Origin of the sequence: Halomonas sp. 707B3 (assembly GCF_024158645.1) — a bacterium.
Classification (GTDB): Bacteria; Pseudomonadota; Gammaproteobacteria; order Pseudomonadales; family Halomonadaceae; genus Vreelandella; species Vreelandella lionensis.
In genome coordinates, this window is the sequence record NZ_JAMZBE010000028.1 from 20,920 (window position 1) to 31,063 (window position 10,144).

Sequence of the window (10,144 nt, forward strand, 5' to 3'; positions counted from 1 at the left end):
TTGTGGCGTCAGCCGCTTTTAAGACGATCCTGCTTGTGACAGTCACACCAGTTTACTCAACTTGCCTTGAAAGGTTATTGCGAAAAAATGGCATTATTGAGAGTAAGTGGCAGAATGTATCAATATATACTTTTTTATTGGTAGGAGCTGTCGGCTATGACGGTATCACCCTTGACGCTGGATCGTTTTGATCGGCGTATTCTGGATGTGCTACAGGTGGAAGGGCGCATTAGTAACCAGGAGTTGGCCGAGCGTATTGGCCTTTCGCCATCGCCCTGCTTACGCCGGGTGCGGGCGCTGGAGGAGCATGGGCTGATTACCCAGTACCGTGCGGTGGTGGATGCGCGCCCGCTGGGGTTTCAGCTGATGGCATTGCTGCACATCTCAATGGACCAGCACACCCCTGAGCGGTTTGATAACTTCGAGCGACATATTCGCACTATCCCCAACGTGGTGGAGTGTTTGATCATTACCGGGCAAGCGGCGGATTTTCAGCTCAAAATTCTGGTGAAGGATATGGATGATTACCAGCACCTGCTGCTGCACGTCATCAACCGAATTGAAGGGGTGACCGGGGCCCATACGAGCTTCGTTTTGCGCCGCGTGTTTGAACATCGTCCCGTGCCCACCTAATGCGCGTTGGCTAACGAAGCATAGGCAGCGGCTTGGTGGCGGTTTACACTGGTTTTTTTCATCTTCTTAGGAGATTAATCTATGAGCATTCAGCGTCATGATACAAAAGCTCGTATGAGCCGCGCCGTGATTCACCAGGGCGTTGCCTATTTATGTGGTCAGGTGGCGGGTCCTGAGGCGCGCCATGGCGACATCAAAGCGCAAACCGAGAGCATGCTGGCGCGGGTAGATGCGCTGCTAAAAGAGATTGGCTCCAGCCGCGAGCAGCTGCTAAGTGCCACTATCTACCTGAAAGATGGTGGCGATTTCGCAGCGATGAACGAAGTATGGGATGCCTGGGTGCCAGATGGCTATGCACCGGCACGCACCTGCGTATGCGCGCCAATGCCTGCCGACGAGTTAAAAGTGGAAATTACCGTCACCACCGCTGTGGACGCGTAACCACTAGTGACGCTTACTTAGTGGGCTTTTCCGCTGGAAAGCGGGTATCGCGCAGGCTGTCTTTGATCTTTTTCAGGTGCGGCAGAAAATCTTCGCCGCGCCTAAGCGTTACCCCGGTGGCGAGCGCATCAATTAAGGTGAGCTGAATAACTCGTGAGGTCATCGGCATATAGTGGTCGGTGTCCTCAGGAGTGGCGACTTCAAGCGTGGCGGTGCACTCCTGTGAGAGCGGAGAGTTCGGTGCGGTAATGCCGAGTACGACGGCACCTGCTTCCCTGGCCACTTTGGCGATATCCACCAGCTCCCTGGTGCGTCCGGTATAAGAGATGATCACCACCACATCGCCGGTGTGGCAGGCGGCGGCTACCATGCGCTGCATCAGCACGTCTACATAGGCCATGACCGGCAGGTTAAAGCGGAAAAACTTATGCTGCGCGTCTTGCGCCACGGCACCTGACGCACCCAGCCCAAAAAAGTGAATCTGCTTGGCCTGCGTCAGATAATCCACCATCCGCTCGACGGCGGCCATATCCACTTCACGCTGGGCTTCGTCCAGCGCGGCAATGGTGGCCCCAAAGATTTTATGGGTGTACTGCGTGGCAGTATCGCCGGGCTCAACGGCGCGGGTGACGTAGGGCGTACCCCCCGCCAAGCTTTGGGCCAGCTTGATTTTAAAATCCGGGTAGCCTTTGGCGCCAAAGTTACGGCAGAAACGGTTAACGGTCGGCTCGCTGACACTAGCTGCCTGGGCAAGGCTTGCGATGCTCAGGCTGGTGGCCGCGGCGGGGTCTTCCAAAATTACGTTCGCGACTTTGCGCTCTGAGCGGTTCAACTCTTCTAAGCGTTCCCGTAAGCGGTCTAGCAGGTCATGCGCCATTAACAGACTCCGTGGCAGGCGTTAAGTTTGGGTGAGGTTTCCAATTTGTGCACCAGCGATAAAATTCATCGGCGGGCAATGGACGAGCATAGTAATACCCCTGTGCAGCTTCGCAACCAATAGAACGTAAGTAGTCTGCTTGAGCTGCGGTTTCGATGCCTTCAGCCACCACATTACAGCCTACTGCATGGGCTAACTGGGTGATGGTCAGAGCCAGTTGGCGATCCACCGTGTCTTTTTCCAAGTCCATCACAAAGGCGCGGTCAATCTTTAGGGTTGAGAAAGGCAGTGTCTTTACATAAGCCAGCGAGGAATGCCCGGTACCAAAATCATCGATGGCAACAGCAATCTTTGCTTCGGTCAATTGAGCTAACTGGATGCGCGCGTTATTCATATCGCTGAGCAGGCCGGATTCGGTGACCTCTAAAGCAAAAAAGCGCTCAGGAATGTTGTGCTTAGCTAAGCGTGTTAGTAGGTTTTTAGCAAAATCCTTACGTGCCAGCTGGCGGGCCGCCACGTTAACCGCAATATGAAAGTGATCGTTAAGAAGCCCTTGCTGGCGCCAATGGGCAATATAGCGCATGGCTTCTTCCAGTACCCACTCCCCAATAGAGAGAATATCACCGCTGGCCTCGGCCAAGGGGATGAAATCTGCCGGTGATACGTGACCAAGCTCGGGATGATGCCAGCGCAGCAGGGCTTCCGCACCGATAATTTGGTGGGTCAGTAGCGACAGCTTGGGTTGAAACGCCAATGACATTTCTCCGCGCTGGGTCGCTCCACGTATAGCTTGTTGCAGGTGAAGGCGGTGGCGCTGCTGGGTTTCCAGGGTTTCATTGTAGCTTTGGATGCGTAAAGAGCCGTTTTGGGGCAGGGCTAGGGCAGCCATATGTACCAAGCGTTCGGTATCGAAATGGCCCTGGGCCCAGCTGATGCCGATACGGGCATTGAGCGGTAGCAGTAAATCGCCTAAGGCCTGGTCTTGGTCGAAGCAGACGAGCAGGCGCGCTGCCAACTGCCGTAGCTCGGTAAGCTCTGTACGTGCGACCACTAGCAGCTCACTGCCGCCCCATAGCCCTAGCGTACACCCAGGCGCTAGCTGGGCGTTTAACTGCTGGCTGATATGCACCATCAACCGGTCTGCAATGCTATAGCCGTGGAGACGAACCACATCATCAAGGTGGTCTAGGGCAATAAACAGTAACCCGGTATCACTGCCCAGCTGGGCAGCCCGCTGTAGGGTTTGCGTTAGTGCCCGGCGGTTGGGTAACTGGGTAATCGGGTCGGTGCGGGATTGGCGATCCAGTTCCTCCGTTCGCTTGGCGACCATTTGCTCCAGGGTTTCTGCCTGCTTGTCACGAACCTGATAGCGGTGTTCCACGCTTAACGTATTGCGAATGCGCTGCAGTACTTCGTCATGCTTGAACGGTTTGGTAAGAAAGTCGCGAACGCCCATGTTTAGCGCCCGGTGGCGGGTGTCGTCGTCGATTTGGGCGGTCAATACAATAATGGGGGGCGTTTGGTCGGCAAAATGCTCCTGTAGCTGTCCCATCACCGCGTAGCCGTCTAGGTGCGGCATACGGATATCGAGCAAAATTAGATCGGGTAGCTGCCGCTGACAGTGGGTGAGTACATGACGGGGGTCGCTTATTCCGTGCACATTATCAAAACCGTGGTCGTCTAATAGGTCGAGAAGCAGCTCAACATTCACGCTGTTGTCGTCAACAACAAGCAGGTGTTTGTTCATAAATGTCATGGAGCCTTCCTTGGTGCGTCTGTTGCCGGTGCGGCGGAAAAATAGGTGCTGAGCGTTGCCGATAGTTTGTCGATATCGATAGGTTTGGTCAGGTAATCAGCAAAACCAGCGGCTAAGCCGTGTACCACATCACGTTCCATCGCATTGGCAGAGAGCGCAACAACATTAATATGCTTCAATTGCGCATCGTTTTGTATGGCATCGAGGGCTTGGTAGCCGTTCATCCCCGGCAGGTGGATATCCATAAGTACAAGATCAGGCGGTGAGTGACGCATAATCTCAAGCCCGAGTTCAGCACTATTAACGGTTTGAAGATCCACGTGGGGGAAGTCATCAATAATGTCTTCCATCAAGCGTTGGTTGGTGGGGTTATCCTCAATATAAAGCAGCCGATAATCGCGCTGAGCTTTTTCCGCATCGGCCAAGGTGCGTGTTGCGGTCTGTTCTGTTAGTGGGGCAACGTTGGCAACAGGGAGCGTAAACCAGAAAGTAGACCCTTTGCCCGGCTGGCTGTCCACGCCAATACACCCCGACATGCGCTCAACCAGTTCTCGAGTAATTGCCAGCCCAATACCCGTGCCTTCGATGGTGCCGTACTCAGCGTCTAGGCGATTAAACGGCTCAAAGAGTTCCTCTTGCCGCTCGGGGGCAATGCCCGGTCCTGTGTCACTAATGCTGAAGCGTAGTTCAGAATCTTGCTGCGTTACCCCAATGGTAATGGTGCCGTGCTCGCGGTTGTACTTAATGGCATTGGATAACAGATTAAGCAGTATCTGCTTAGTGCGTGTGTAGTCGGCGGAGGCTGACCACGTGCTATCAATCGGGTGACGGATTAACTGTATACTGGCAGCATCTATATTGGCTTCTAGCGTGCTGCAGGCATCCTCAATAACACCCTCTACAGAGATTGGCTCAATAGAGAGCGTCATATGGCCAGCTTCGATTCTCGCCAGATCAAGCACTTCGTTAATGAGGCTCAATAGATGCTGGCCGCTTTTCTCGATTTGGCCGACCTGGCGCTGCTGTTTCTCGCTGAGTGGGTCACGCCTTCCCTTACCGAGTAACTGCGAAAAACCAATGATGGCATTAAGCGGTGTGCGCAGCTCGTGGCTCATGGAGGAGAGGAACTCACTCTTTGCTTGATTGGCTTTTTCCGCTTGATCTCGGGCGGCCGCCAAATCTCTGGTGACCTGCTCGCGCTCTGACATTTGGCGGTAAAGGTTGATCAGTAAAGCGCAGGTGTCGGTAAACGGCTGTAACCAGTCCAATAGCGCCTGGCTAAGCGGCTGCTGACTATTGGCGATAGCGAACATACCAATCAGCTTATCACCGCTGAAAATAGGCGCGCCCAAATAGTTATTGATGCGTGGGTGGCCCGGCGGGAAGCCGCCGCGCTTAGAGTGGCTATACACATCATCGGTAATGACCACATCACCGTAAGCGAATACACGGCCTAGCAGCGAACCAGGGTTGGTTAGCATCATATCGCCGCTGCGCAGGCTTTCCATTAATTGACGTGACTCGTTACTCCAGGAGAGATCGGTGATCGCATGGATTTTGAGTGCGTTGGTGGTGTCAGTCGGTAACACTTCGCCAATCAGGGCATAGTCGCTGTCGGTGAGTTCGCGCAGCGCTTCCATTAAGAATGTCCACAGCTGCTCTCCAGACATTAACGCTTGGTAGTCGGTAATGCCTTGATGAAGCACTTGTAATAAGCGGCGTTCCCGGTTTACGCGATGTTTTGCTTCATTAATATCTGAAAGGTCAGTGAGTATCGCCAGAAACTCAACAAACTCCTGACGGTCATTGTGAATGGCGTTCACTGCTAAATGTACGGGAATCTGATGCCCTTTCTTATGGCGCACTACAATTTCGCGCCCTTTTCCAACGTTCTGTTCATTAGCATCGGAAGAGAAGTAGCGGCTAATTAAATAATTGTATTTCTCCGCGGTCTCTGGGAAGGCGAGCATTCCCACATTGTTGCCGACAACTTCTTCAGCTTGGTAGCCCAATAAGTTGAGTGCAAATGGGTTAATGGCGATGACATTTCCCGCCCGATCGACGCGTACTTTACCTGTCGCACTTTTGGTAAAGAGTGCTTCAAACTGTTTTGCCGTACGTGAAAGCCGCTCCTTAAGCTCATGTTGGCGGAGCAATTCATCTACCTGCTTGGCTAAATTGTGCAGGATGCGATGATCACGTTCAGTAAAGGTGCGTGGTTGTTCATCAATTAAGCACAGCGTACCAACGGGTAACTGGTCATCGCTGGGGCAAAGCGGGTGGCCTGCATAAAAACGGATATGAGGCTGCTCTAATACCAATGGGTTATCAGCGAAGCGCGGGTCGTTTTTGGTATCTTCAATGACTAAGGGGCGATTAGCTGCTACGGCATGGGCACAAAATGAGATCTCACGGTTGGTTTCATAGGCCTCAAGCCCGCTGTGAGCTTTAAACCATTGGCGCTCTTTATCAACCAACGATACTAAAGCAATCGGCACATCAAACAGTTCGCAGGCCAGCTCAGTGATGCGATCAAAGGCTGTGTCGGCAGGTGTATCGAGAACATTGAGTACATGCAAGGCCGTCAGGCGCTGTGTTTCATTATTAGGTAGGTCGGCGGCTTGCATAATGTTTCCTAAATGTAGTGGCTTGTAACTATAAGGCGTATTAAGTGAATATCGGACATTAGCTTAATAGCTTTAGTCAAGCCCTAGTAATTTCAGCAACCAACGTCGATAAGGGGGTCTTAGCCACCGGCTGGTGGGGCGCTGGGATTGATAAAAGACGCCGCGCAAATGGCTAAAACGTTCAAAACCGTGACGGCCGTGGTAAGCCCCCATGCCGCTTTCACCAACGCCGCCAAAGGGTAAGGAGGAAACGGCGTGGTGCAGCAGCGTCTCATTAAACACCAGCGCACCAGAGCGGGTGGTGTGACGAAGGGATTCCTGGAGCGCCTTGTTACGGGTGAACGCGTAGAGAACGAGTGGGTGAGGGCGAGCATTAATAAAACGAATGGCGTCGTCCATTTGCTTAACGCTAATAAGCGGCAGGATGCGGCCAAAAATCTCCTCCTGCATTAGCGCTAAACCCTGGTGCGGGTCGATGACGAGCGCGGGGGCATGGGCGCCTTGGTCAATTACACGGCAGCCGTGGTCGCGTGCTTCACCCAATAGCTGCTCGATGCGCGCTTGGTGGACATCGCTCACATAGCCGGTGGCCTCTTTTGCGTTTGGCCGCTGATGTTGGATGGCTCGCTCTAAAGCGTGAGTAAGGGCGTCAAGGTGGCGGCTCTCAACCAGTACATAGTCCGGCGCTGTGCAGGATTGCCCCCCATTCAAGCCTTTGCCAAAGATAATCGCGGCGGCCGCCTGTTCTAAATCAGCGTCACCCGCGACAAGCGCAGGTGATTTGCCACCCAGCTCCAGCGTGACGGGGGTGAGGTGGGTTGCCGCGGCAGCGGCTACTTGGCGGCCCGCTGCGCTTGAGCCGGTAAAGAGCAAGTGATCAAACGGCAGCGCGCTAAATGCTGTGGCGATATCAGCGCCACCCTCCACCACGCCAAACTCTTCGTCGGTGAAGTATTGAGGCACCAGTTTGGCCAATAGAGCGCTGGTATGTGGCGCCTGCTCACTGGGCTTTACCAGTACCGTATTACCTGCGGCGAACGCATCTACCACCGGCATCAAAGCAAGATGCCAAGGGTAGTTCCAGGAGGACATCACTCCCACAATGCCAAGGGGCTGAGGGGCAACGCGAGCACGAGCGGGCCACATTTTCCAAGGTACGCCTGCTCGGCGAGGGCGCATCCAGTGCCATAAGTGGAGGCGTGCATGGCGAATTGCTTGCAGCACAGCGCTAATTTCAACAAGGTGTATTTCTACGTCGCTACGCTGGCCAAAGTCGGTTTGGATTGCTCGCACGATCTCTTGCTGATGGCGCTTCGTCATTTTGGCTAAGCGGGCCAAGCGTTCTCGGCGCACCCCTAACGTTGGAAATGGCGCTTGGCCAGCCGTATGACGCTGAGCATTAAACATACTCGTAAGGTCGCGCTTCATAGCCTCTCCTTGGAATCATCCGTTATCGACAGTGCTGGTTTCAGTGCGCGTGGGTGCAGTGTTTATCGGTCCAAAAGATCGTAAGCAAAACAAGGTGGTTCATACGCTGTCATGGCCTTGATGGTACAGTAAACGATTCACAACCTATGCCAGTGTGCCATGGGAGATGTTATGCGTTCACACTCGCTGTCCCTTACCATTCTACCTGCGATTGATACCGTTGCGGCAAGCCAGTGGGATGCGCTGGTGAGTGAAGAGCAGCCCTTTTTACGCCATGCCTTTTTGGCTGCACTCGAAGCGAGCGGTTCGGTGAGTGCAGCTACTGGCTGGGAGCCTTGCCATATATGCGTTTGGCAAGATTCCCGGTTGGTCGGGGCGCTGCCCATGTACCGCAAGGACCACTCCTATGGCGAATATGTGTTTGATTGGGGGTGGGCGGAGGCGCTGGAGCGGGCAGGTGGCGACTACTACCCCAAAGGGCTAAGCGCTATTCCTTTTACGCCTGTGCCTGGCCCCCGAGCACTGATCGCCGCGAATACCGATACTGCCGCTGTCCGTGAGCAGTTAGCCATCGGTTGGAAGCAGCAGTGCGATGAGGTGGGACTTTCCAGTTGGCACTTGCTGTTTGCCGAGGAGCCAGAGGTCGAGGCGTGGCAGCGCCAGTGTCCTGAGCTAATTGCGCGAGAAGGGGTACAGTTTCAGTGGCGAGACCGAGGTTTCGGCGATTTTGACGGCTTTTTAGCTAGTCTGACCTCAAAGCGTCGCAAAATGATAAAGCGTGAGCGGCGGTTAGTCGCCGATCAGGGCCTTACGCTGAATCGTCTAGAAGGCGCTGCGATTAGTGATGTCGATATGGCGCACTTCTATCGCTGCTACACCATTACATATCATGAGCGTGGCCGACCACCCTATCTTAATCACGTCTTCTTTGAACGCTTACGCCAAGTAATGCCCGAGGCGCTGATGTTGGTGCAGGTGCGTTTGGAGGGCAGGCCCGTGGCCGCTGCGCTCTATTTTCGCGGTGCACACACTCTTTATGGACGCTACTGGGGCAGTGAAATCATCGCGGACTGCCTACATTTCGAAGCCTGCTACTACCAAGGCATCGACTACTGCCTAGCCAAGGGGCTAACCCTATTTGACCCTGGCACCCAGGGCGAGCATAAACTGGTAAGGGGCTTTGCACCGCAGCGGGTTCGCTCGCTGCACTATGTGGCCCATCCAGGGCTTGCCGCAGGGGTCGCGCAGTTTTGCCAAGAAGAGGCTGCCCATATCATGGCCTATCGCCGTGCCGCCGAAGATGCCTTACCGTTTAAATAATTCCCACCGCGCTGCGGCTCGCTGCCTATCGCCCTTAATGGCATAATGCGCGCCGTTCTCGCTTTCACAAAGGATCTCTGTGATGCACAAATGGCTCGTGGTGATACTGCTTGCCGCACTGGGATTGCTGCAGTACCAGCTTTGGCTGGGAAATGGCGGCTGGCAAGACCTCCAGGAGGTAGAGAAACGCGTTGCCGTGCAGGAAGCCGACAACGTGCCAATGCGTGAGCGCAATGCAAGGCTCGCAGCGGAAGTCACTGACTTAAAAACGGGACTCGATGCCATTGAAGAGCGCGCCCGTAGCGATATGGGCATGGTGCGCACCGATGAGCAATTTTATTGGGTGCCCGGTGTTGCCATCAAAAACGAGCTAGTGGGAATCAATGCGGGGCTGGTTTCCCTGCCGGGAGCTATACCACCGAGCAGTGAAGGCGCCGCAGAATGAGTAACACACTATGGCTCGTCGTTCCTGCAGCGGGGCAGGGCAGACGTATGGGGGCCGATAAGCCTAAACAGTATTTGACGTTGAACAATCAGCCCATTCTGGCCCACACCTTGGCAAGGCTTCACGCCGCTTTTCCGCAGGCGCGGTTGGTGCTTTGCCTAGACAGCGACGACCGCTGGTTCGACCCTACCTGGGTGCCTTTTGCGCAGTGGCAGCGTGTGTCAGGCGGTGCCGAGCGTATGCATAGCGTATTAAACGCTTTGCAAGCGATGACCGCCGAGGACTCAGACCTCGTGATGGTGCACGATGTCGCGCGTCCGTGCATTACTCGTGATGATCTCCACGCGCTCTATCAAGCAGCGCAGACACACTCAGGCGGTGCGCTTCTGGCAATGCCGGTGGCGGATACCATGAAGCGCGATAACGGTGACCAGCTCAGCCAAATTACCGAACCGCGGGATGGCCTATGGCACGCGCTGACGCCACAGAGTTTCCGTTACTCGCTGCTGCGCCATGCGCTTGAGCAGGCTCAGCAAACCGGCACGGTGGTCACTGATGAAGCCTCGGCGGTAGAAGCGCTGGGCGAGGCGCCACGGCTAGTGAGCGGACGCCGAGAT

Annotated in this window: 9 protein-coding genes; 5 read left to right on the forward strand and 4 right to left on the reverse strand. The window is 54.7% G+C overall.

The window, feature by feature from the left end; genetic code table 11:
• The first annotated feature begins 156 nt into the window (after positions 1–156).
• Together BIS10_RS05965 and BIS10_RS05970 are read left to right on the forward strand one after the other, a co-directional pair.
• Positions 157–633 carry an Lrp/AsnC family transcriptional regulator gene (locus BIS10_RS05965; protein WP_044630259.1) on the forward strand — a complete coding sequence of 159 codons (477 nt, stop codon included), beginning with the start codon at positions 157–159 and terminating at the stop codon, positions 631–633.
• An 81-nt stretch (positions 634–714) separates the two neighbouring features.
• Positions 715–1,074, forward strand: a complete 360-nt coding sequence (locus BIS10_RS05970; protein ID WP_044630258.1) for a RidA family protein — start codon at positions 715–717, stop codon at positions 1,072–1,074.
• A gap of 13 nt (positions 1,075–1,087) precedes the next feature.
• On the opposite strand, the gene BIS10_RS05975 is transcribed toward BIS10_RS05970, so the two are convergent.
• From BIS10_RS05975 to BIS10_RS05990, 4 genes are all read right to left on the reverse strand, one after another.
• Positions 1,088–1,951: a MurR/RpiR family transcriptional regulator gene (locus tag BIS10_RS05975; RefSeq protein ID WP_054641164.1), complete on the reverse strand. Its 864-nt coding sequence runs from the start codon at positions 1,949–1,951 to the stop codon at positions 1,088–1,090.
• A complete protein-coding gene (locus tag BIS10_RS05980) occupies positions 1,941–3,707 on the reverse strand; it encodes an EAL domain-containing protein (RefSeq protein ID WP_253503404.1) in 1,767 nt (588 codons plus the stop codon). The genes BIS10_RS05975 and BIS10_RS05980 overlap by 11 nt, the downstream gene beginning before the upstream one ends.
• A complete protein-coding gene (locus tag BIS10_RS05985) occupies positions 3,704–6,334 on the reverse strand; it encodes a GAF domain-containing protein (protein ID WP_253503406.1) in 2,631 nt (876 codons plus the stop codon). Before BIS10_RS05985 ends, BIS10_RS05980 begins: the two co-directional genes overlap by 4 nt.
• A 72-nt stretch (positions 6,335–6,406) precedes the next feature.
• A complete protein-coding gene (locus BIS10_RS05990) occupies positions 6,407–7,762 on the reverse strand; it encodes an aldehyde dehydrogenase family protein (RefSeq protein ID WP_253503410.1) in 1,356 nt (451 codons plus the stop codon).
• A gap of 171 nt (positions 7,763–7,933) precedes the next feature.
• Here BIS10_RS05990 and BIS10_RS05995 point away from each other — a divergent pair, with 171 nt between their 5' ends.
• The 3 genes from BIS10_RS05995 to ispD all read left to right on the forward strand — a co-directional run.
• Positions 7,934–9,082: a GNAT family N-acetyltransferase gene (locus BIS10_RS05995; protein WP_253503413.1), complete on the forward strand. Its 1,149-nt coding sequence runs from the start codon at positions 7,934–7,936 to the stop codon at positions 9,080–9,082.
• A gap of 82 nt (positions 9,083–9,164) precedes the next feature.
• Complete coding sequence (gene ftsB / locus BIS10_RS06000) at positions 9,165–9,527, forward strand: cell division protein FtsB (RefSeq protein WP_253503415.1); 363 nt, start codon at positions 9,165–9,167, stop codon at positions 9,525–9,527.
• The coding region (gene ispD / locus BIS10_RS06005) for a 2-C-methyl-D-erythritol 4-phosphate cytidylyltransferase (protein WP_253503418.1) at positions 9,524–10,144 on the forward strand (621 nt) is incomplete at its 3' end. The genes ftsB and ispD, both read left to right, overlap by 4 nt.

Coding starts and splice junctions, on each gene's coding strand:
- BIS10_RS05965 (WP_044630259.1), top strand. CDS start 157: ATGACGGTATCACCCTTGACGCTGGATCGTTTTGATCGGCGTATTCTG.
- BIS10_RS05970 (WP_044630258.1), top strand. CDS start 715: ATGAGCATTCAGCGTCATGATACAAAAGCTCGTATGAGCCGCGCCGTG.
- BIS10_RS05975 (WP_054641164.1), bottom strand. CDS start 1,951: ATGGCGCATGACCTGCTAGACCGCTTACGGGAACGCTTAGAAGAGTTG.
- BIS10_RS05980 (WP_253503404.1), bottom strand. CDS start 3,707: ATGACATTTATGAACAAACACCTGCTTGTTGTTGACGACAACAGCGTG.
- BIS10_RS05985 (WP_253503406.1), bottom strand. CDS start 6,334: ATGCAAGCCGCCGACCTACCTAATAATGAAACACAGCGCCTGACGGCC.
- BIS10_RS05990 (WP_253503410.1), bottom strand. CDS start 7,762: ATGAAGCGCGACCTTACGAGTATGTTTAATGCTCAGCGTCATACGGCT.
- BIS10_RS05995 (WP_253503413.1), top strand. CDS start 7,934: ATGCGTTCACACTCGCTGTCCCTTACCATTCTACCTGCGATTGATACC.
- ftsB (WP_253503415.1), top strand. CDS start 9,165: ATGCACAAATGGCTCGTGGTGATACTGCTTGCCGCACTGGGATTGCTG.